Raw genomic sequence first — 21,261 nt, 5'->3', positions numbered from 1 at the left:
CTTATTTCTCCTTATAAAAGTAAGCACGATGAACCCAGATCACACATCCCACAAGGATCAGCGCCATAGCGGGCATCGTCATCATACCATTGTTCACATAACCGAAGTCGTAGCAGGCATCGGGAATCAGCTGGAAGCCCAGCAGAGAGCCACGGCCCAGCAACTCACGAACAGCACCCACGATCACCAGGATCATAGCGTAGCCCAGACCGTTGCCCACACCATCGAGGAACGAAGGCCAGGGCTTGTTCTGCATGGCAAACGCCTCGAGGCGGCCCATCAGGATACAGTTGGTGATAATCAGACCTACATACACACTCAGCTGCACGCTCACATCGTAGGCGAAAGCCTTCAGGATCTGGCTCACGATGGTTACCAGCGCAGCTACAACCACCAGCTGAACCACAATACGGATGCGGTTAGGAATGGTGTTGCGGATGATAGAGATGATAGTGTTTGAGAAGGCTGTGATAACGGTTACAGCCAGTCCCATCACGATGGCGGGCTTGAGCTGTGATGTCACAGCCAGCGCCGAGCAGATACCCAAGACCTGTCCGAGGATAGGATGATCTACGTTCAACGGGTTGGTAAAAACCTCCTTATTTTGTTTACTGAATAATGCCATAGTCTTATTCCTCCACTACTTTAGTTGAATCAGTATTTGCAACAGTCTCGAGCATTCGGCCGATAGCATAGGTCTGGAAATCTTTCATTCCGTCCTTCAGCATCGCGTCAACGCCATTCGAAGTAAGGGTGGCACCAGTAACACAGTCCACCTGTGTAGCGGGGTCATCCACCTTCTTAACAACTGAGAGAACCACGTTGCCCTGCTCGTCCCAGATCTTCTTGCCGATGAACTTCTCCTGCCACTCCTGAGAGTCCTTGATTTCAGCACCCAGACCAGCGGTCTCGCCCTCGTGGTTGAAGTAGGCGCCATAAACCTTGCCTGCCTCGTCGACAGCCAGATAGCCGCTGATGCCGCCCCAAAGACCCATGCCCTTGAGCGATACGACCACGATCTGCTTGCCGTCAATCTGGCACTCATATACCTTCTGACTATTGTTCTCTTTCTCTTCCTTCACCACCTCGGCATACTTGGCCTCGGCCTCGGCACCATCCAGGTTGCGGATGTTGAGCGAGTAGAGAATCTGCTTCTTCACATCGAGGGCCACGTTAGCATCCTGCATGGGCTTCAGAGCCTGATAGACAAAGGCCAGCAGGAAAGCCACGATAACCACCATGATCGCGCTATAAATGATAATGTACGCGTTAGAGTTTGTATTCAGTTTCATTTGCGACCTCCTCTCTTTAAACGTTTAGAGATATTGCGCTCCACAACGAAGTGGTCGATAGTTGGAGCAAACATGTTACCAAAGAAGATGGCAAGCATCATACCCTCGGGATAACCGGCGTTCATCACACGGATGATGATGGCCATAGCGCCAATCAGGAAGCCGTAGATATACTGTCCGGTAGTGGTGCGGCATGAGGTGACAGGGTCGGTAGCCATGAACACAGCTCCGAAAGCGAAACCACCCATCACGAAATGGTGCCACCAGGTCATGCCCTGACCGCTCTGCTCGAAGATCACAGCCAGCAGCGTGCCACCCACGAATACGCTCAGCATGGTGCGCCAAGAGGCGATACCGGTCCACAGCAGGATAACGGCACCAATGGCGATTGCTACCAGGCTGGTTTCACCGATAGAACCGGGGATGAAACCGAGCGCCATGTCCAGAATCGACGCGTCGGGTGTGATATTCTGTGCCAGCTGACCAAGTGGTGTGGCAGCGGTAAAGCCGTCGGGCAGGTCGTTACCCAGGCCGAAGATGCTGTTCTGAGCCACCCAAACGGTATCACCCGTCATCTTTGAAGGATAGGCGAAGAACAGGAACATACGTGCTGCGATGGCGGGGTTGAAGATGTTCATACCCGTACCACCGAAAATCTCCTTACAGAAGATAACGGAGAAGGAGCAGGCCAGCGCGAGCATCCACAGCGGACAACCGATAGGAATAATCAGAGGAATGATGATACCCGATACGAGGTAACCCTCCTGGATCTCCTCACCCTTCCATTGTGCCCAGGCGAACTCGATGCCCAGACCCACGATATAGCTCACCAGAATCTTGGGCAGAACAGCCAGGAAACCAAAGGCAAACAGCTCGAAGAACGAGGCTGTGGCCAGGGTGCCGGCAGCCAGCGCATTCTGGTAACCGATATTATACATACCAAACAGCATGGCGGGCATCAGGGCGATAACCACCATACTCATGATGCGCTTTGAGTCGATGGAATCGTGAATATTCACGCCACCAGCCTTCGCCGTGTCGTTGGGCACGTAGAGGAAGGTCTCAAAGCCGTCGAACACAGAGCGGAAGGCATGAAGCTTGCCACCCTCCTCAAAGTTCGGCTTGATTTTATTGAGATAATTTCTTAATGCTGACATAGTTATGCGTTTTCTTTACGTAAAATATTCAGGCCCTCACGCACGATGCGCTGCAGCTCCAGTTTCGATGAATCCACGAACTCTGCAAGTGCGAAATCCTCGGGAGCCACCTCGTAGATACCAAGCGCCTCCTGACGGTCGATATCGCCGGCGATGATGGCCTTGATCAGGTACTCACCATAGATGTCCATGGGCAGCACCTTGTCGTACTCACCACTCATAATCATATGGCGCTCACCACCCTTCACGCGGGCATCGAGCGCATACTTCTTCTTACCACACAGCCATGAGAAATAGCTGCGGTTCACAGAGAACTGCTTGAAGCGTGGCAGAATCCATCCCAGCATCTCATCAGCATCGTTACCCTCGGGAATAACGGTAATCTCGCTGGTGTGTGCACCCAGATAGCCATCCTTCGTTGTGGGACGACCGGTGAGCACATTACCATTGATGATACGTACCGAGTGCGAAGCATCATAGCTGTTGCTCAGCAGCGTTGAGAGCTCCTCGCCCACCAGCATGTCCACATGTGCGGGGTTCTTGACCTCACTACCACACAGGGCTACGGTACGACGCAGATCCACCTTACCGGTATTGAACAAACGACCGATGAACAGCACCACCGATGGGTCGCCAATAGTCCATACCACCTCACCCTTGTTCACTGGCGAGATATGGTTCACCTGCACGCCTACGTTTCCGGCTGGGCATTTACCGTCGAACACGCAAACCTGCGCATTCTTGGTGTTACCAAGCTTCGAGTTCACGCCTATACCCAGATAAACGGTAGCGATACGCGACAGGGCATCGATACCCGTCTGGAAATCGGCCTCCTGACCCTGAACCTCATACTCGAAATCACAGGCCAGAGGCTTGTCGCGCAGGGCAGAAACGAAAATTGCCCTCGGTTTCACACTTGGATTAGTTGAAACAGCGTAGGGCAACTGGTTGATGTATCCGAAGATACCCGCCTCTAACAGCGCATTAACTACTTGCTCCTCTACAAGCTTGCTGACGTCCTTCTTGCCGAAGTCGGTGAACTCCTGCGTCTCGTCGGCATCAACTCGCACGCAGAGCACTTTTCTACGTTCACCACGCACCACTTCGCGAACTGTTCCGCTAACGGGCGAGGCAAACTTTACCTCAGGATACAGCTTGTTGATGAACAAGGCATCCCCGGCCTTGACATGATCGCCCTCCTTGACAACAACCTTTGGAGTAACTCCCTCGAAATCGTCGGGAACAAGCGCGAACTTGCCGTTTGATTTCAGCTGGATTTTCTTCTCCTCGGCCTTGCCTTCAAGGGTAATGTCTAAGCCTTTGCGTAACTTAATCACATTTGCCATTTATATCAGAAATTTATTGAATAGTGTTCGTTGCGACTGCAAAATTACATAAAAAATAGCACATAAAATCAAATAATGGAAAAAAAATGCCCGAATCCCGACAAAATGTCGTAATTTTGCCTCGTGAAGTTACTAAAAAGATTCGTTAGCTATACAATTTGGGGTGTCATTCTGCTGAATGTGGCACTCATGGCTGTTTCATATATTCCACAGACACAGAACTTCCTCGGGCGCAAAGTGGCCGGGGCTATTTCTGACAAGCTTGGCACCCATGTTACCGTGGGGCGCATCGACCTGGGATTCTTTAACCGCGTGATCATCGACAATGTGTGTATCGAGGACCAGCAGCAACAGGACATGCTGCGTGTGGGCCGCTTGTCGGTACGCCTCGAGATACTGCCGCTATTCAAAGGAAGAATAGCCATTTCATCGGCTCAGCTCTTTGGCGCCCATTTCCTATTATATAAGGAGAACGCCCAGAGCCAGACCAACTTCCAGTTCGTGCTCGACTCGTTAGCATCGAAGGATACCACCAGCCACACCCCACTCGACCTGCGTATTAACTCGATCATCATCCGTCGATCCAGTCTGACGTATGACCAATATGACCAACCACAGACCATCGGTTTATTCAATCCCGCCCACCTCAAGGTGAGCGACCTGAGCGCCCACATCAACCTGCGTACCCTGACCGACGACTCGCTCAACATCAACGTGAAGCGTTTGGAACTGAAAGAACGTTGCGGCCTGGTGGTCAAGCGTCTGAAATTCCATTTAGCGGCTGGTCGCAAACAGTCGCAGCTGGAGAATCTACTGGTGGAAACACCCCTTTCACACCTGCAGATCGACAACCTCAGCGCCTCCTATCTCCTCACAGACAGCGGTATGCAGAAGGGATCGCTCAACTATTACGGAAAGATATCGAACACAAACATAACGCCCTCAGAATTAAGTTGTTTTATACCAGCACTAAAGGGTTTATCAAATAAGGTTTCCATAGAAACCGACTTCAAGGGGTCAGACACACAAGTACAGGTTCCCAACCTTTTGGTTTCATCAACGGGACACGAGCTTGACATTCAAGCTCATGGATGGGTGGCCGACTGGCAGAAACGCGCATATTGGAATGTGCAGCTGAACCGTTTGGCGATATCTGAGGATTATATAGGCTTGCTCGCCAAAGCGTTTCCACAGATTCCAACGGAGCTGACACGTTTGGGCAGCGTACAGCTGACAGCCAACTGCGAACGCAGTCAACAAGGTGCCGGCAACCTGCAGGCCAACCTGCAGACTGGCGCTGGCGAGGCAAAGTTTTCTGTTGACTTAGCAGCCGACCAATCGTTTGCCGGTACTGTAGATATCGCCTCATTAAGCCTTCAACAGCTATTAGCCAACAACGATTTAGGAAAAATCAGCACTACCCTCGCCCTCAAGGGACAACTGCACGAGGGACAGAAGCCTGACGTGAACGTTGAAGGTCTGATCAGCGATTTCGACTACAAGGGCTACACCTACCATCATCTCGCTCTCGACGGTGGCTATAACCAAGGTAAGATTGCTGGCCACATCGACATAGACGACCCGAACCTCGAGGCCGAAATCAAAGCAGAACTGTCAGACGAGCATATCAGCGGAAAAGCTCTAAATTCCATCAAGCTACAGGCATTTATCGAGCGCTATAATCCACAGGCTTTACACCTGACCGATCAATGGAGCAATGCCACATTGAGTGGACAATTAGAAGCCGATATCGCCGCTCATAACCTCAACGACGCACAAGGCAATATCCGACTGAGTAACTTCAATATATCGGCTACCGAACAGCATCCAGCCTATCGTCTCGACAACCTTAACATCACCACCGGGCATGAGAACGGCATCCACTTTCTCAGCATCAAGAGCGACTTTGCCGATGCAGAGTTGAAGGGACAGTTCGACTATAAGACCTTAGCTGCCAGCTTCACCAATCTATTGAAGAGTAAGCTACCTACATTGCCCATCCTTCCCGCAAAGACCACCAAGAGCAACAACAACTTCGTACTGCGCCTGATGGTGAGCAAAAGCGACTGGCTGCGACGCATCTTCAACATTGACCTGCAACTACGCCAGCCAGTTACGCTTCAAGCCCGCGTGAACGACTATACCAACGAGCTTTACCTGAACGGTGCCATTCCCTCGTTTGCCTATAATGGCGCATGGTACAACGATGGCTTCGTGAACATCTCATCGCCTGCCGACACCATGCGCTGCAACGTCAGCATCCAAAAACTGATGGACAACGGACAGCATCTTGACCTCGGTCTCTCGGCTCATGCTGCCAACAACAACCTCACCACAGCAATCTATTGGGACAACCACGACGAAAACGAGCATATGAGTGGTGAGATGAACACCATCATGCAACTATATCATAACGTGGCAGGAAAGCCCGAAGCCCACTTCCGCGTAATGCCGTCGCACATCATCCTGCGTGGCGAAGACTGGGACGTAGAGCCTTCGGATGTGCTCTATACCGACAAATTCCTGCTGGTTGACCATTTCTCCGTGCATCACGGTGCACAACACATCATCGTGGATGGTATCGCCTCGAAAAACGACACCGACTCTCTAACCGTCGACCTGCGTGAGGTGGAGGTAGGTTATATCCTCGACCTTGTCAACTTCCATAGCGTAGAGTTCAGCGGCAAGGCCACAGGAAAGGCACGCGCCTGGTCGCTCTTCGATGAGTTCAAGGCCAATGCCGACCTGACCGTCGAAGAATTCAAGTTTGAGCGTGGTCGTATGGGTGTGCTCCATGCACTTGCCAACTGGAACCACGAGGCCCAGCAAATCGATATTCATGCGGTGGCTGATGATGGTCCAGACGCCAAGACACGTATCAACGGCTATGTCTCGCCCGTACACAACACCATCGACTTGGGTATTGAAGCCGACGGCACCAGCATCGAGTTCATGCATAACTTCACCAAGAGTTTCCTCAGTAGCATCAACGGACGTGGTGAGGGAACAGCCCGTCTCTCAGGTACACTCGACAATATTAACCTGACAGGAAACCTGATTGTGGATGGCGAGGCTACCGTTACTCCACTCAACACCACTTATAAGTTGGTACGCGACACGGTCGTGATGATACCCGACGAGATTGAACTGCGCCACATGGCTATCTATGACGCATTAGGGCATAAGGGCATACTCTCGGGTGGCATACACCACCAGCATCTGACCAACCTGAGCTACGACCTCAACGTAGAGGCCGACGACCTATTGGCATACGACTTTAAAGACTTTACGAATCCAGATGGAAGCGAGTCGACATTCTATGGCACAGTCTATGCCTCAGGCAATGTCAGCATCAGCGGGCATGGCAACGACGTAATTATCGATTGCAACGTCACCCCACAACCTGGAACGGTATTTGTGTATAATGCCGCCAGTCCTGATGCCATCAGCAATCAGGAGTTCATCTCATGGGAGCAGTCGGGCTCGACCACCTCATCTGGCACAGTTGCCAAATCTGGCGCCAACATCCCTGTCAACACGCGCGCCGACGATACCGACATCTACATCAATTTCCAGATTAACGCTACCCCCAACGCAGCCCTCAAACTCCTCATGGACGAGAACACTAAAGATTATATCACCCTTTATGGCAATGGCTCACTTCGTGCCTCATTCCACAACAAGGGCTCATTCAACATGTTCGGAACCTACACCGTCGATCACGGCACGTATGGCATCACCATCCAAAACATCATCAAGAAGAACTTCACATTCAATCGAGGAGGCACCATTGTGTTCGGTGGCGACCCCTATCAGGCAGCACTCAACCTGCAGGCCGTCTATACCGTAAGCGGCGTGAGCCTCTCAGACCTGAACATCGGCAATTCGTTCAGCAGCAACACCATTCGCGTAAACTGTCTGATGAATATCGGCGGACAGCCAGCTGCGCCACAGGTTGACTTCGACTTAGAGATGCCAACCGTAAATGCCGATGAACAGCAGATGGTACGCTCTGTTATCAACGGACAACAAGAGATGAACCAGCAGGTGGTTTATCTGTTGGCCATCGGCCGATTCTACAATCAGGGTGCCAACAACAGCACCAGCGCCACAGGTGAGCGTATTGACCAGACATCGCTGGCTATGCAGAGCTTCCTGTCGGGTACGCTTTCATCACAAATCAATTCGCTGATCAACCAGTTCATCAAGAACGATAACTGGAACTTCGGCGCAAACATCTCAACCGGAAACGAAGGATGGCATAATGCAGAATACGAAGGCATTATCAACGGTCGCATGCTGAACAACCGACTGCTTATCAATGGTCAGTTCGGTTATCGCGATAATGCCACACAAGCCAGTCCATCATTCATCGGCGATTTCGACGTACAGTATCTCCTCTACCCCAACGGCAACTTGGCGCTAAAGGTCTACAACCAGACTAACGACCGTTACTTTACAAAATCGTCCCTCAACACGCAAGGCATCGGCCTCATCATGAAGAAGGACTTCAACGGTCTTCGCGACCTGTTCTCTACAAAGAAGCGCAAAAAGAAATCAGCGGCTACCAATGTAAAGGAAAACCATACCAAGTAATACCAGGGCGAGGTCGAAGGCTTTTGCCTTGAGGTTCTTCTCGTGGAAGAACATCGCACCAAACATAAAGCTGACAACCACGCTACCGCGACGGATCATCGAGACAATCGAAATCATAGCCTCGGGCAGCGATAGCGAATAGAAGTACATAAAGTCGGCGATACTCAGGAAAAGACTTACACCAACAATCGACCACGACCAGTGGAACGGTGTCGTCTGCTCGTGCTTAGGCCACCACAGAAGCCACAACATAGCACCCATCATAAAGCATTGGTAGATGTTGTACCACGATTGTACCATCATACGGTCGAGACCTACGCCACCATTTTCTACCGGAGCCATCAGGAACTTATCATAGAGTCCGCTCACAGCGCCTAATACGGCAGCTCCCACAATCATATAGATCCAATGGTCATGCTTAAAATCGATACCCTCCTTTTTTCCACTACGACTCAGCAGCAGAAACGAAGCGATAGCCAACAGCACACCAATCCATTGCCAATGGTTCAGACGCTCGCCGAACACCAATAGCGCACCCACCAGCACCATCACAGGACGGGTGGCATTGATTGGGCCTACAATCGTCAGGGGCAGATGTTTCATACCGAAATAGCCTAAAATCCAGCTCGACAGCACAATGAACGACTTGAGCAGAATATACTTATGCATATCCCAACCACCACTGGCCACATGGAAGATACCCAAATCAAGCCCCATGAAAGCGGAACCTTGCGCATCAGCCACCGCACTCAGCACAATGAAAGGCAGGAAAATCAAACTCGAAAACAACGTATTGAGAAACAGCACGGGAATGACCGCATTACCCTTCAGGGCCTGTTTCTTCAAAGAATCATAGCAGCCCAAAAGCGCTGCCGACATAAAAGCCAAAAATAACCACATATTCCGTTATCCTAAAAAACTACCACTCTCTATTCGAAATCAATATTTCACATCCTCTAAAAACAGCGCATTGCCTGGCATCGAGTCGCCCGCATCACTACGGCGCTTGCCTTCAATCACAGCACGGAACTCATCCAACGAAAGTCGGCCACGCCCTACATCTACCAGCGTCCCTACCACAGCACGTACCATATTCCGCAAAAAGCGATTGGCCGTAATCACAAAGTACCAGGTAGTATCACCCGTCTGAATCCACTCAGCACGTGTCACGTGGCAGAGCGTTGTCTTCACATCCGAATGCGCCTTGCAGAATGCCCCGAAGTCCTCGTACGTAGTCAGTATTCTGCCAGCCTCGTTCATCTTCTCGAAATCGAGCGGATAGTGAATCTCACACGAGAAATGCCGCAGGAACGGATTCTTCTTCGTATGTATATAATAATGATAGGTACGCTCTGTGGCCGAAAAGCGGGCATGCAAATCGGATGCCACCTCCTCTATCCTATCAACCACAATATCGACACCTAACATGCGATTCATTTTATAAGCCAACTGCTTGCAATCTATATCGCCATCAAAATCAAAGTGTGCAGCCATCACTCGGGCGTGCACACCAGCATCTGTACGACCGGCACCTGTGATACTAATATCCTGACGGAGTAAAGTTGAGAGCACTCGCTGCAACTCGCCCTGAACAGATATACCATTAGGTTGCACCTGCCATCCGTGATAGTGAGTACCATCGTAACTCAACCAAATAAAATATCTCTTTACCATCTGTTATCCCAACCGTTTCTCTGATTCCACACACTCAACTGGAAGCTGAAGTTTGGATTCACGTTATATTTCACCATAGCACCAATCTTATCGCCGAAGTCGTTACCCAACCACCACATGTTCTGTAATGGCATACGTGGTTGCATCATCGATTTCTGACCAAAAACACCAGCTTCCCAATGCTCGTCAAAGCGATAATTCAGCATGGCCGTCAAACCAGCATCCCTCATCTGATGGTTGCCATAATCCAAGAATGAAGAATAGCCTCCTATCGAGAACGACAGTTTAGATGTCAGCTGTCCGGCATACATCACCGCCGCACTATTAGCAAAGCCGCTACTTGAGTGCTTACCTACTCCAAAGATTGCGGAAGCAGAAAGCGACGCATTCAGTCCAGGATGCAGATCCCAATTACCTAAACCCGTATACATCGAGCCTAAGAAAGGATACGTAGCTATCGTGCCACGATAAGTAAGTGGTGGTAACGAAAATGTGGAATCAGGCAATAGTACAGTCTGCTCTGCCTCCTGCGCTTTCACACAAGTAGCAAAACAAACCATGACTATGATAAACCATTTCTTCATTTCGGCTGCAAAGTTACAAAAAAAGCAGCACGAAACATACGAATTTACACGAATTAATATAATTTACAAGAAGAAGCGTTTGAATTCGCTTTCGAAATTTGGGGTCAGGAAGCCACGACCGATAGCCACACGAATCTCGTCGAGCGACCAGAATCGTCCACCATCAAGTTCGGTAGCAGAAGGACTGATTGGACCGTCATAAACGATACGATGTACATACACCAATTCGCGCTCACGACTGCTCTCAAACACATACATACCCATCCGTTCGGGCACAAAATCGGTCATACCCAATTCCTCGCGCACCTCGCGGACCAGCGCCTGTTCGGGCGTCTCGCCAAAGTCGATATGCCCCCCCACACTGGTGTCCCACTTACCTGGCTGGATATCTTTCCACTCAGGGCGGCGCTGCAAGAAGACTTCACCCTTGCTATTGAACACATGGAGATGGACTACAGGATGCAAAAGGCGAGAGCCGTTATGACACTCGCCACGCGTAGCAGAGCCGAGGACACTTCCGTCCTCGGCCACTACGGGGAATATTTCTGAACTGTTATCCTTCACCGCTATTTACTTCGACTTGAGATTTTCGACAAAGATGAAGGGTACAGCCTCGTTCAGATAGGAAGTCTGCTTTTCATCACGATAGATAACAGCCTCGACAATCTGCATAGCCAGCTCTTTATCGCTGGCATAATACTCACCACGCGATACATAAGAATTAGCATAGAATACCACGTTAATCTTATGGTCAACATCATTCACCTTAATATTATAGGCTGGAGATACTGGGTTGATCAGGAAGCTAACTGGTGAAGTGGCATAGAAACCGATGCGGCACTCAATATCCTGATCTGGAGCTTCTGACAATGCCTCTACCAATTCATCGGTGGCAGCAGCCTTATCGAGATTAGCAGCCAGCAACTTGGTGGGGAACTTACGGATAATCAGGGTGCTATCGTTGGTGATAGACCACGAGATCTTTACTGTGTCGGCGTTATCCTTTACGTCGTGTGGATTCTTTGCTGCATAAATCAAATCACCTTGATGGTCACCCTTCACGAGGTTATAGCATGTAGCCACCTGCTCTTTGGTGAGCGGTGTATTGCTATCATCGCCATCGTCGTTGAGACATGATGTTAAGAACATAGCTGCCATGCAGCCTACCACAGAGAAAAACTTCATTGTTTTCATTTTCTTTTTTCGTTTTTATAAATTATGTTATTGTAATTGTGTTACACTCCAATAAATGTGCCACAAAGCAAAATCTTGTATCAGAAACCGTTAATTTAGGTTAATCTGATTGAAATTCATCGGAAAGTTGTAATTTTGCAGCATGATTTTCTATTTTTCAGGAACCGGGAATACCCGATGGGTGGCAGAGCTGATAGCCGAAGCTATTGGCGAGGAATTGTTGTTTATACCCGAAAGCATCAAGCAAGGAAAGTATGAGTACGAACTAAGCGAAGGCGAGTCCATTGGCTTTTGCTTTCCAACACATGGCTGGCAACCGCCGAGAATCGTACGCGAGTTCATCAGCAGGTTGCGCCTCCTGGCATACAAAAATCAAAGCACCCCGTTCTGTTGGGCCTTGACCACTTGTGGCGACAATATGGGTGAGGCGATGACCATCCTGAACAAAGACTTGGCAGCCAACCACCATCTTCATCATCACGGGGGCCCCTTGCAGGCCCTGACACAGTTCTCGGTCATCATGCCCGAATCGTATGTATGTCTACCGTTCATGTACACCGATACTGAAGAGAAGGAGCGTGCCAAGATTGCTACCGCCCGCCAGCAGTTACCCCACATCATTGACAGCCTTCGCGCACACAAGGAAGGGGTAATTGAGCTTGAGAAAGGTGCTACCCCACGACTCTACTCATACGTAATAGGGCATTACTTCAACACCAAAATGGTAAACGACAAGAAGTTTACGGTAGACGAAGAAGCGTGTATCAAATGCAGTAAATGCACAAAAGTCTGCCCAGTCGATAATATACAAGGAACACCGCCCGAGTGGATTCACAACGGACGGTGTACATCATGTTTAGCTTGTTATCATTACTGCCCTACTCATGCTATCAACTTTGGCAAGATTACACGCAAGCGCGGGCAATACTATTTCAATAAACGCGGGGACCAAAAATCTTAGTACCCACACGGATCATGGTCGAACCGGTTTCGAGAGCGATGGGATAATCATCGCTCATACCCCATGAACGTTCGCAGAAAGCGTCATCATCAGCAAAGAACTCAGCCTTCACCTCATCGAAGAAACTACGGGCTGTCAGCATTTCTCTACGAATCTGATCAGCATCATCTACAAACGAGGCCATCATCATCAGACCACAAATCTGCACATGCTGCATCTGGCGCCATTCGCCGTCAGCCAACAGTTCACGACATGCATTCAACGTTAGTCCATACTTAGTGGCCTCCTCAGCTATATGTAGCTCTAACAGCACTTTTATCTTTCGACCGCATTTCTCGGCCTGCTTGTTGATCTCGCGGAGCAACTTAAGCGAATCGACCGCTTCGATCATCGACACGTAGGGAGCTATATATTTCACCTTATTTGTCTGCAAGTGACCGATAAAGTGCCACTCGATATCCTGTGGCAACGACTGGTGTTTCAGTCGCAACTCCTGTTCATGACTCTCACCGAATACACGCTGTCCCTCCTCGTACGCCGCCTCGATATACTCATTGGGGTGATACTTAGAGATTGCCACAAGGCGGACGCCCTGTGGCAAATGGTCTATCACCTCATGCAGATGCGATTTAACGTCGTAATCCATCTTTACTGCTGCTCGTATTCGGGTTTGTCGTTCTTCTTACCGTACTCGTAGACATCCATCAGGGTAGTCTCGGCCACCGAAGCAATCACATAATCGATCATCGTACCGCCCATTACCTCGTCGATATTCTTCATCGCACCATTCATAGAGCCAGCCTGCACCAGATAGTTAACGGTTGAGCGCTTCTCCTTCTCGGTCTTCTCGTCAATGGTAATAAACTGTAGCTTAGCCTTATACCATTTATCGGCGATGTTATCATCGGTAAAGAATATTTCCTTATAAGCAGCTTTCTTGATATCGGCCACTTCAAATTCGCCGCTGATATATGCTGACATTTCTTCTGTAATACGTGTTTCTGCCTCGCTGAAGCTAAGGGCATCGACAACATAATTCTCATTTACTTTTTTCTGCAAGCCATCCTCTGTGACCTTTTCATAGCGGATCTTGCATTCAAACCACATTGCTGTTCTACTTCTCATTTCTTTTCTGTTTTATTCTTTTTTATTCCCATATAATCTTTGTCCAGTGCCTCCATCTTTTTGGTGGTCAACTGGTCAATAATCTCACTGGCTATATGCTGCGAGCGCTCGTTACCTATATTGGCACGCTTGGCCAACTCCTCCTCGGCCTTAGCTAACTCTGTAGTCATCTGCCGGCTTCGCGCCATAAAGTCCTTCTCCGAAAGATTCATCTTCTCATTATTATATACCTTCGAGAGGATACGGTCGGCTTCCTTCGTGAACTGCTTACGGAATATCTGCTCGGCTTTGGCCCGATATGCTTTCATCTCTTTCTCATCGATAGAGAGAGAGTCCTTCATATGTTGCTGACGGGCCACAACAGCAGCTATGGTAGCCGAATCGGCATCAGCGCCCAGGCCATACAGTTCGTTGTTCTCGTCAAGCAGATCTTCTGGTATAGGTTCTTCAACGGCTTTTACATACTCTACGTCCTCAGGCTGCGGCAGCATATAGAAATAGCCACCCACGATAGCCAACGCGATAGCTATGGCTGCCAATCCCACCAGTCCCGTACGACGCATATTCCGATTGCTGATGAGCGCGTTGTGGAAATCGCGTACCGTCGGGTATCGGCGTTCAGGTTTTTCAGCTGTTGCCTTTGCTATCACTCTACGCCACTCAAAAGGCAGACCTGCCGAATGATAGAGCCATTTCACAAACATAGCCATCGAATACACATCGGCACGAGCATCAATCGTACCACCCGCCAGAACCTCGGGAGCGACATACTCCTCCAGGCCATCGTATAATACCTCTTGATCAAGCTGAGCATAGAACGAACCATGACACAACAGACGCACAGTAGAATCATTCTTGCGTGCCAACACATTACAAGGAGCGAAACATACATGGTACACTTCGCGCTTATTGAGTAGCTCAGTCAGTTCGACCAAGTCGTGCAACGTGTTTAAGGCAAAATCCTCACGCGCTACCACAGCGGGATTCTCATTGAGCAACTGTTCGAAGGTGACAAAATTACCCACCTCGACAGCAATGGCATAAACGCCATCGTCACCCTCATTAGGCACAAAGTGCAACTGGTTCTTGTTATGAACCTTCTCCATCTGAGCTGCCTCAGTACGTACACAATTACTGAATGCCACATGATCGGCCACCTCATCGTGGAACTCTACGAAATTGGAATATTTTCCATCAATGAGCCGCTTGTAGAAGTAGCCATAAGGAAGACGCACTTTCGTGGTTTTTCTGAAGTCACGCGTTTCTAATAATTCCTCGAAATTCATCGTTAGCTCAATTTTTGGTGCAAAAGTAAACAAATAAATCGAAAAAAAGCACGTTTTAAAAATATTTTAGTACCTTTGCAGCGCAAAATAGTAAAATGGTAAATTGTAAAATTGTTAATTTGAAAGATGCCTGAGATATCAGTTCGCGGACTGGAGATGCCCGAGTCGCCTATCAGAAAGCTCGCACCGCTCGCAGCAGCCGCAAAGAAAAGAGGTACCAAGGTGTACCACCTGAACATCGGTCAGCCAGACCTACCCACCCCACAAGTGGGTCTTGACGCCTTGAAGCAGATAGATCGTGAAATCCTGGAGTATTCACCCTCGCAGGGTTATCAGAGCTATCGCGAAAAACTGGTAGACTATTATGCCAAGTACAACATTAACGTAACAGCCGACGACATCATCATCACCAGCGGCGGTAGCGAGGCGGTGCTCTTCGCATTCCTGAGCTGTCTGAACCCTGGCGACGAGATTATCGTACCAGAGCCTGCTTACGCTAACTATATGGCCTTCGCTATTTCAGCGGGTGCCAAAATCCGAACCATCGCCACCACCATCGAGGAGGGTTTCTCGCTGCCAAAGGTGGAGAAGTTCGAGGAACTGATCAATGAGCGTACACGCGCTATTATGATATGTAACCCCAACAACCCAACGGGTTACCTGTACACACGCCGCGAAATGAATCAGATTCGCGATCTGGTGAAGAAGTACGACCTGTACCTCTTCTCCGACGAGGTGTATCGTGAGTATATCTACACAGGCTCACCCTATATCTCCGCCTGTCATCTGGAGGGTATCGAGCAGAATGTGATTCTCATCGACTCGGTATCGAAGCGCTATTCCGAGTGCGGTATCCGTATTGGTGCCCTGATCACCAAGAACCCCGAGGTGCGCAAGGCTGTCATGAAGTTCTGTCAGGCCCGTCTGTCTCCCCCATTGATCGGACAGATTGTGGCCGAAGCTTCGCTCGACGCGCCAGAAGACTACTATCGCGATGTGTACGATGAGTACGTAGAGCGCCGTAAATGTCTGATTGATGGTCTGAACCGTATTCCAGGCGTTTACTCCCCCATTCCTATGGGCGCCTTCTATACTGTAGCAAAGCTACCTGTTGACGATGCGGAGAAATTCTGCCGTTGGTGCCTGTCGGAATTTGAGTACGAGGGTGAGACGGTCATGATGGCTCCTGCTGCCGGATTCTATACCACACCAGGTGCTGGTATCAATCAGGTTCGAATAGCCTACGTACTAAAGAAGGAAGACCTGGAGCGTGCGCTGGTAGTGCTCCGCAAGGCTCTTGAACAGTATCCCGGACGAGTAGACGAAGAATGAATCTACCGTTATACATAGCCAAACGTATTTATAGCGATCAGGGCGACAAACGTAAAGTGAGTCGCCCGGCTATTCGTATAGCTACTATCGGCGTGGCTATCGGACTGGCTGTGATGATAGTAACGGTAAGCGTGGTACTTGGATTCAAGCACACCATCCGCGACAAGGTTGTTGGATTTGGCAGTCATATCCAGGTACACAACATCATGAACTACAATGGTAGCGATCCTCATCCTATCTGTGCCAACGACAGTCTGATGAAAGCTATTGCCAACTTGGATGGTGTGGCTCATGCCGAGCGCTTCAGTATGACACAAGGCATCTTGAAAACCGACGAAGATTTTCTGGGCGTAGCCTTCAAAGGTATTGCTGCTGAATACGACACCACCTTCCTCAGCCAACATCTGACCGAGGGCTCCATCCCTTTATTCAGTGATTCAACTAGCAAATACAAACTACTGATTTCCAAGATGATAGCCGACAAGATGCGCTTAAAAGCAGGCGATAAGATTTTCGGTTATTTCATCGATGGCGAAGATGTACGTACGCGGCGTTTTACCATCAGCGGCATCTACCAGACCAATATGACGCGCTTTGACGAGACACTCTGTTTTACCGACCTTTATACAGCTAACAAACTGAACGGCTGGAGCAAGGATCAGGCAACAGGTATCGAGGTTATCACCTCCGACTTCGAACGACTAAACGAGACTGCCGACCAGTTCATAGACCACGTGAACCGCACCAGCGACGAACAAGGAAACTCACTCACCTCTGAGACCATCTACGAACTATACCCACAGGTATTCTCATGGCTCGAGCTGCTCGACATCAACGTGTGGATCATTCTTGCCCTGATGGTCTGTGTGGCAGGATTCACCATGATCAGCGGCTTGCTCATCATCATTCTGGAACGTACGCAGATGATAGGTATATTAAAAGCTTTGGGCGCACGTAACAACACCGTACGACACACATTCCTCTGGTTTGCGGTATTTATCATCAGTCAAGGTCTGTTTTGGGGCAACATCGTAGGCATCGGCATCGTACTGCTTCAAAAGTACACCCACCTGATTACGCTTGACCCGCAGACATATTACGTGAGCGAGGCTCCCATGGAACTCAATCTTCCACTTGTGGTAGCCATCAATATCGCCACTTTACTTATCTGTGTATTCGTCCTGATAGCCCCCAGCTACCTGATTTCGCATATTCATCCCGCGAAATCGATGAGATACGAATAATTTTTTTGAAAAATTGCACAAAAACATTTGGTAGTGTGCAAAAAATGAATTACCTTTGCACAAAATTTCAAAATTTGTGCAGTTTTAATGGAACAATTTAGCAGTTTTAATGCATTAATACAAAAAGCCATTGTCAACAACTGGGACCATGATGCCCTTACTGATTATCAGGGCATTACGCTCCAGTATCATGACGTTGCACGCAAAATCGAGAAGATCCATATATTATTCGAAAACAGCGGTGTGGTAAAAGGTGACAAGATTGCCATTTGTGGCCGAAACTCGGCTCATTGGGCGGTAGCCTTCCTGGCCACATTAACTTATGGTGCCGTGGCTGTGCCTATTCTTCACGAGTTTAATGGCGAGCAGATTCAGAACATTGTGAATCACTCGGGAGCCAGGCTGTTGTTTATTGGCGATTTTGCGGTAAAAACCATTGACGCATCGGCAATGCCAGGATTGGAAGCGATTTTCAACCTGCCCGACTTCTCTTTGTTCGTATCGCGATCTGAGAAGATCACATACGCACGCGAACATCTTAACATGATGTTTGGTAGCAAGTATCCCAAAGCCTTCAGAGCCGAGCATGTGAATTATCATGTGGATACTGCCGAGGAGTTGTCAATGATCAACTACACCAGTGGTACAACAGGATTTTCCAAGGGCGTGATGCTTCCCTATCGCGCCATTTGGGGTAACGTAGAATTCTGTTTGAGAGTGCTTGGCCGCAACGTAAAAGCCGGCGACAACATGTTGAGCATCCTGCCTATGGCACATATGTATGGCATGGCCGTAGAATTCCTGTTCGGATTCTGTAATGGCTGCCATCTGTTCTTCCTTACTCGCCTGCCGAGTCCAGCCATTATCGCTGAGGCATTTGCTACCGTTAAGCCAGCTTGCATCATTACCGTACCCCTGATTATCGAGAAGATTATCCGCAAGAAGGTGTTCCCCAAGATACAGAACAACCGTATGCGATTGCTGCTTAACATGCCAGTAGTCAGCAAGAAGGTAAAGAGCCGTATCTGCAAAGAGGTGTATAACGCCTTTGGCGGAAACCTGTACGAGGTGATTGTTGGCGGTGCCGCCCTTTCAAAAGAGGTTGAAGAGTTTCTGCTCTCCATTGGCTTCCCCATTACCGTGGGCTATGGTACTACAGAGTGTGCGCCACTCATCTCGTTCTCAGACTATCATGACTTTATAGCTGGCTCATGTGGACAGCCTGTTGACCGTATGGAGGTTAAGATATTAAGTTCAGATCCCGAAAAGATTGCCGGTGAGATTGTGACCAAGGGTACCAACCTGATGTTAGGATACTACCTGAACGAAGAGGCTACACGCGAGGCCATCGACGAGGAGGGCTGGTATCATACAGGCGACTTAGGCACCATGCTGCCAAGCGGCCATATCTTTATTCGTGGACGCTCTAAGAACATGCTGTTGGGCGCCAACGGACAGAACGTATATCCAGAAGAGATAGAAGACAAGCTGAATACGATGGCAATGGTATCAGAGTGCATCGTGATACAGCGTGGTGAAAAGTTGGTGGCTTTGGTTCACCCCGACAAGGATGAAGTAGTAAGCTTCAGCCAGGAGGAATTAGAGCACATCATGGAGCAGAACCGTCAGGAGCTGAACAACATGCTGCCCGTCTATAGCCGTATCTCGGCTATTGAGTTGCATGAAGACGAGTTTGCCAAGACACCAAAGAAAAGCATCAAACGCTACCTATATAAGAATAAGTAATTGCTTATGGAACATATACCAAGTTTTAACGCTCTTATACAAAAGAGCATCATCGACAATTGGGATCGCGATGCCCTGACAGATTACAAGGGACAGACGCTGCAGTTTCATGACGTAGCCAGAAAAATCGAAAAGTTGCATATTCTTTTCGAAAACAGCGGAATCAAGAAAGGCGATAAGATAGCCCTTTGCGGACGCAACTCATCACAATGGGCAGTGGCATTCTTGGCCGCCCTGACCTACGGCGCTATTGCCGTACCTATTCTGCACGAGTTTAATGCCGAACAGGTACACAACATTGTGAATCACTCGGAAGCACGCCTGCTCTTTGTAGGCGACCATGTGGCTACTATTATCGATCCCCAGGCCATGCCAACACTCGAGGGTATTATCAACAACCCCGATTACTCACTCATGATTTCGCGTACAGATAAATTAACCTATGCACGCGAGCATCTGAACGAACTCTATGGCAAGAAATTCCCCAAATATTTCCGCAAGGAGCACGTTAGCTACTACATTGAGCAGAGTCCTGAAGAGTTGGCTGTCATCAATTACACCAGCGGCACAACAGGCTTCTCAAAGGGCGTCATGATTCCCTATCGCGCCTTGTGGTCGAACTACGACTTTGCCATAAATGTACTGGGCTCTACCATCAAGGCTGGCGACAAGGTGATTTCGATGCTGCCAATGGCCCACATGTATGGCATGGCCTTCGAATTCATCTTCGAGTTCCTCCACGGTTGCCACGTGTACTATCTGAACCGTGTTCCCTCTCCCGCCATCATCGCACAGGCGCTGGCAGAGATTCGTCCACGCATCGTCATCGCTGTACCACTTATTATTGAGAAGATTATCCGCAAGAAAGTATTCCCCAAGATACAGAACAACCGCATGCGCCTGCTTCTCCAGATGCCAGTCATCTCAAAGAAGGTACGCGAGATGATCTGTCAGGAGGTACTGAAAGCATTTGGTGGCAACATGTACGAGGTCATCATTGGTGGTGCAGCCCTGAACCAGGAGGTAGAGCATTTCCTGAAGCGCATCGATTTCCCCTACACAGTGGGCTATGGCGCCACAGAGTGTGCACCTATCATCTGCTACCGCGACTGGCACACCTTCGCCGCCGGCTCGTGCGGTCGTGCTGCCCTGCATCAGGAGGTAAAGATTGTGTCGCCCGACCCCAGACGTATCCCTGGCGAGATTCTGACCAAGGGTCCAAACGTGATGTTGGGTTACTACAAGAATCCGGAGGCTACCGCCGAGACTATTGACCGCGACGGTTGGTATCACACAGGCGACTTAGGCACCATGGACGACGATGGCAACGTATTCATCAATGGTCGTTCCAAGAATATGCTCCTTGGTCCTAACGGACAGAATATCTATCCTGAGGAAATCGAGGACAAGCTGAACTCAATGACTATGGTGGTAGAAAGTATCGTGGTTCAGCGCGACAACAAACTGGTAGCGCTGGTTCACCCCGATATGGATGAAGCCAAGAATATGGGATTCTCAGAGGATGACTTGAAGAACATCATGGAGCAGAACCGCAACGGTCTGAACGAGTTGATTCCCGCCTACGAGAAGATCTCTGAAATAGAAATCCACGAGGAAGAGTTTGAGAAAACCCCCAAGAAGAGTATCAAGCGCTACCTCTACAAATAAATCAAAATCTCCGCCCATCAATGAGCGGAGATTAATTTTTTTGCGTTATATTTTCT

Annotated in this window: 18 protein-coding genes; 6 read left to right on the top strand and 12 right to left on the bottom strand. The window is 49.2% G+C overall.

The window, feature by feature from the left end:
* Nucleotide 1 precedes the first annotated feature (1 nt).
* Genes T491_RS0108850 through T491_RS0108835 form a run of 4 tightly spaced genes read right to left on the bottom strand, consistent with a single transcriptional unit; the run spans nucleotide 2 to nucleotide 3,795 of the window.
* Nucleotides 2-625: an NADH:ubiquinone reductase (Na(+)-transporting) subunit D gene (locus T491_RS0108850; RefSeq protein ID WP_028903576.1), complete on the bottom strand. Its 624-nt coding sequence runs from the start codon at nucleotides 623-625 to the stop codon at nucleotides 2-4.
* A gap of 4 nt (nucleotides 626-629) precedes the next feature.
* A complete protein-coding gene (locus T491_RS16105) occupies nucleotides 630-1,286 on the bottom strand; it encodes an FMN-binding protein (protein ID WP_051523076.1) in 657 nt (218 codons plus the stop codon).
* Nucleotides 1,287-1,288: 2 nt separating this feature from the next.
* A complete protein-coding gene (locus T491_RS0108840; RefSeq protein ID WP_028903575.1) occupies nucleotides 1,289-2,449 on the bottom strand; it encodes an NADH:ubiquinone reductase (Na(+)-transporting) subunit B in 1,161 nt (386 codons plus the stop codon).
* Between the two features lie 2 nt (nucleotides 2,450-2,451).
* Complete coding sequence (locus tag T491_RS0108835; RefSeq protein WP_028903574.1) at nucleotides 2,452-3,795, bottom strand: Na(+)-translocating NADH-quinone reductase subunit A; 1,344 nt, start codon at nucleotides 3,793-3,795, stop codon at nucleotides 2,452-2,454.
* Nucleotides 3,796-3,918: 123 nt separating this feature from the next.
* Between T491_RS0108835 and T491_RS0108830 the strand changes: the two genes are divergently transcribed.
* Complete coding sequence (locus T491_RS0108830; RefSeq protein WP_051523071.1) at nucleotides 3,919-8,391, top strand: translocation/assembly module TamB; 4,473 nt, start codon at nucleotides 3,919-3,921, stop codon at nucleotides 8,389-8,391.
* On the opposite strand, the gene T491_RS0108825 is transcribed toward T491_RS0108830, so the two are convergent.
* The 5 genes from T491_RS0108825 to T491_RS0108805 all read right to left on the bottom strand — a co-directional run bounded on the left by T491_RS0108825 (nucleotide 8,353) and on the right by T491_RS0108805 (nucleotide 11,843).
* On the bottom strand, nucleotides 8,353-9,291 hold the full coding sequence (locus T491_RS0108825) for an EamA family transporter (RefSeq protein WP_028903572.1): 939 nt from the start codon (nucleotides 9,289-9,291) through the stop codon (nucleotides 8,353-8,355). The two genes, T491_RS0108830 and T491_RS0108825, sit on opposite strands and share 39 nt — an antisense overlap.
* A gap of 39 nt (nucleotides 9,292-9,330) precedes the next feature.
* The gene (gene truA / locus T491_RS0108820) at nucleotides 9,331-10,065 is read right to left on the bottom strand and encodes a tRNA pseudouridine(38-40) synthase TruA (protein WP_028903571.1); all 735 of its coding nucleotides are present in this window, start codon (nucleotides 10,063-10,065) and stop codon (nucleotides 9,331-9,333) included.
* Nucleotides 10,059-10,649 carry a hypothetical protein gene (locus T491_RS16100; RefSeq protein WP_051523070.1) on the bottom strand — a complete coding sequence of 197 codons (591 nt, stop codon included), beginning with the start codon at nucleotides 10,647-10,649 and terminating at the stop codon, nucleotides 10,059-10,061. Before T491_RS16100 ends, truA begins: the two co-directional genes overlap by 7 nt.
* A gap of 63 nt (nucleotides 10,650-10,712) precedes the next feature.
* Nucleotides 10,713-11,213 carry an NUDIX domain-containing protein gene (locus T491_RS0108810; protein ID WP_028903570.1) on the bottom strand — a complete coding sequence of 167 codons (501 nt, stop codon included), beginning with the start codon at nucleotides 11,211-11,213 and terminating at the stop codon, nucleotides 10,713-10,715.
* A 6-nt stretch (nucleotides 11,214-11,219) separates the two neighbouring features.
* Nucleotides 11,220-11,843: a DUF4840 domain-containing protein gene (locus tag T491_RS0108805; RefSeq protein ID WP_028903569.1), complete on the bottom strand. Its 624-nt coding sequence runs from the start codon at nucleotides 11,841-11,843 to the stop codon at nucleotides 11,220-11,222.
* Nucleotides 11,844-11,985: 142 nt separating this feature from the next.
* Between T491_RS0108805 and T491_RS0108800 the strand changes: the two genes are divergently transcribed.
* On the top strand, nucleotides 11,986-12,804 hold the full coding sequence (locus T491_RS0108800) for an EFR1 family ferrodoxin (protein WP_028903568.1): 819 nt from the start codon (nucleotides 11,986-11,988) through the stop codon (nucleotides 12,802-12,804).
* Here the strand turns inward: T491_RS0108800 and T491_RS0108795 are convergent.
* Genes T491_RS0108795 through T491_RS0108785 form a run of 3 tightly spaced genes read right to left on the bottom strand, consistent with a single transcriptional unit; the run spans nucleotide 12,776 to nucleotide 15,215 of the window.
* Entirely contained in the window at nucleotides 12,776-13,450 is a 675-nt protein-coding gene (locus T491_RS0108795) for a YggS family pyridoxal phosphate-dependent enzyme (protein ID WP_028903567.1), read from the bottom strand. The genes T491_RS0108800 and T491_RS0108795 overlap by 29 nt on opposite strands.
* 2 nt (nucleotides 13,451-13,452) lie before the next feature.
* Entirely contained in the window at nucleotides 13,453-13,929 is a 477-nt protein-coding gene (locus T491_RS0108790) for a DUF4494 domain-containing protein (RefSeq protein WP_028903566.1), read from the bottom strand.
* Entirely contained in the window at nucleotides 13,926-15,215 is a 1,290-nt protein-coding gene (locus tag T491_RS0108785) for a hypothetical protein (RefSeq protein ID WP_028903565.1), read from the bottom strand. Before T491_RS0108785 ends, T491_RS0108790 begins: the two co-directional genes overlap by 4 nt.
* 126 nt (nucleotides 15,216-15,341) lie before the next feature.
* On the opposite strand from T491_RS0108785, the gene T491_RS0108780 reads away from it, so the two are divergent.
* The 4 genes from T491_RS0108780 to T491_RS0108765 all read left to right on the top strand — a co-directional run bounded on the left by T491_RS0108780 (nucleotide 15,342) and on the right by T491_RS0108765 (nucleotide 21,205).
* A complete protein-coding gene (locus T491_RS0108780; RefSeq protein WP_028903564.1) occupies nucleotides 15,342-16,547 on the top strand; it encodes a pyridoxal phosphate-dependent aminotransferase in 1,206 nt (401 codons plus the stop codon).
* Nucleotides 16,544-17,791 carry an FtsX-like permease family protein gene (locus T491_RS0108775; protein ID WP_028903563.1) on the top strand — a complete coding sequence of 416 codons (1,248 nt, stop codon included), beginning with the start codon at nucleotides 16,544-16,546 and terminating at the stop codon, nucleotides 17,789-17,791. Before T491_RS0108780 ends, T491_RS0108775 begins: the two co-directional genes overlap by 4 nt.
* A gap of 87 nt (nucleotides 17,792-17,878) precedes the next feature.
* Entirely contained in the window at nucleotides 17,879-19,537 is a 1,659-nt protein-coding gene (locus T491_RS0108770; RefSeq protein ID WP_028903562.1) for an AMP-binding protein, read from the top strand.
* Nucleotides 19,538-19,543: 6 nt separating this feature from the next.
* Entirely contained in the window at nucleotides 19,544-21,205 is a 1,662-nt protein-coding gene (locus T491_RS0108765; RefSeq protein ID WP_028903561.1) for an AMP-binding protein, read from the top strand.
* The last annotated feature ends 56 nt before the right edge of the window (nucleotides 21,206-21,261 follow it).

The sequence above is a fragment of the Prevotella sp. P6B4 genome (assembly GCF_000619985.1).
Lineage (GTDB): Bacteria > Bacteroidota > Bacteroidia > Bacteroidales > Bacteroidaceae > Prevotella.
The sequence above is the reverse complement of the archived record's forward strand: the minus strand, read 5'-3'. Positions and strand labels throughout refer to the sequence as shown.

Excerpts from the sequence above, each read along its gene's own strand:
- T491_RS0108770 (WP_028903562.1), top strand. The coding sequence starts at position 17,879 with ATGGAACAATTTAGCAGTTTTAATGCATTAATACAAAAAGCCATTGTC.
- truA (WP_028903571.1), bottom strand. The coding sequence starts at position 10,065 with ATGGTAAAGAGATATTTTATTTGGTTGAGTTACGATGGTACTCACTAT.
- T491_RS0108805 (WP_028903569.1), bottom strand. The coding sequence starts at position 11,843 with ATGAAAACAATGAAGTTTTTCTCTGTGGTAGGCTGCATGGCAGCTATG.
- T491_RS16100 (WP_051523070.1), bottom strand. The coding sequence starts at position 10,649 with ATGAAGAAATGGTTTATCATAGTCATGGTTTGTTTTGCTACTTGTGTG.
- T491_RS0108790 (WP_028903566.1), bottom strand. The coding sequence starts at position 13,929 with ATGAGAAGTAGAACAGCAATGTGGTTTGAATGCAAGATCCGCTATGAA.
- T491_RS0108775 (WP_028903563.1), top strand. The coding sequence starts at position 16,544 with ATGAATCTACCGTTATACATAGCCAAACGTATTTATAGCGATCAGGGC.
- T491_RS0108780 (WP_028903564.1), top strand. The coding sequence starts at position 15,342 with ATGCCTGAGATATCAGTTCGCGGACTGGAGATGCCCGAGTCGCCTATC.
- T491_RS0108825 (WP_028903572.1), bottom strand. The coding sequence starts at position 9,291 with ATGTGGTTATTTTTGGCTTTTATGTCGGCAGCGCTTTTGGGCTGCTAT.
- T491_RS0108800 (WP_028903568.1), top strand. The coding sequence starts at position 11,986 with ATGATTTTCTATTTTTCAGGAACCGGGAATACCCGATGGGTGGCAGAG.
- T491_RS0108795 (WP_028903567.1), bottom strand. The coding sequence starts at position 13,450 with ATGGATTACGACGTTAAATCGCATCTGCATGAGGTGATAGACCATTTG.
- T491_RS0108850 (WP_028903576.1), bottom strand. The coding sequence starts at position 625 with ATGGCATTATTCAGTAAACAAAATAAGGAGGTTTTTACCAACCCGTTG.
- T491_RS0108785 (WP_028903565.1), bottom strand. The coding sequence starts at position 15,215 with ATGAATTTCGAGGAATTATTAGAAACGCGTGACTTCAGAAAAACCACG.
- T491_RS0108765 (WP_028903561.1), top strand. The coding sequence starts at position 19,544 with ATGGAACATATACCAAGTTTTAACGCTCTTATACAAAAGAGCATCATC.
- T491_RS0108840 (WP_028903575.1), bottom strand. The coding sequence starts at position 2,449 with ATGTCAGCATTAAGAAATTATCTCAATAAAATCAAGCCGAACTTTGAG.
- T491_RS0108835 (WP_028903574.1), bottom strand. The coding sequence starts at position 3,795 with ATGGCAAATGTGATTAAGTTACGCAAAGGCTTAGACATTACCCTTGAA.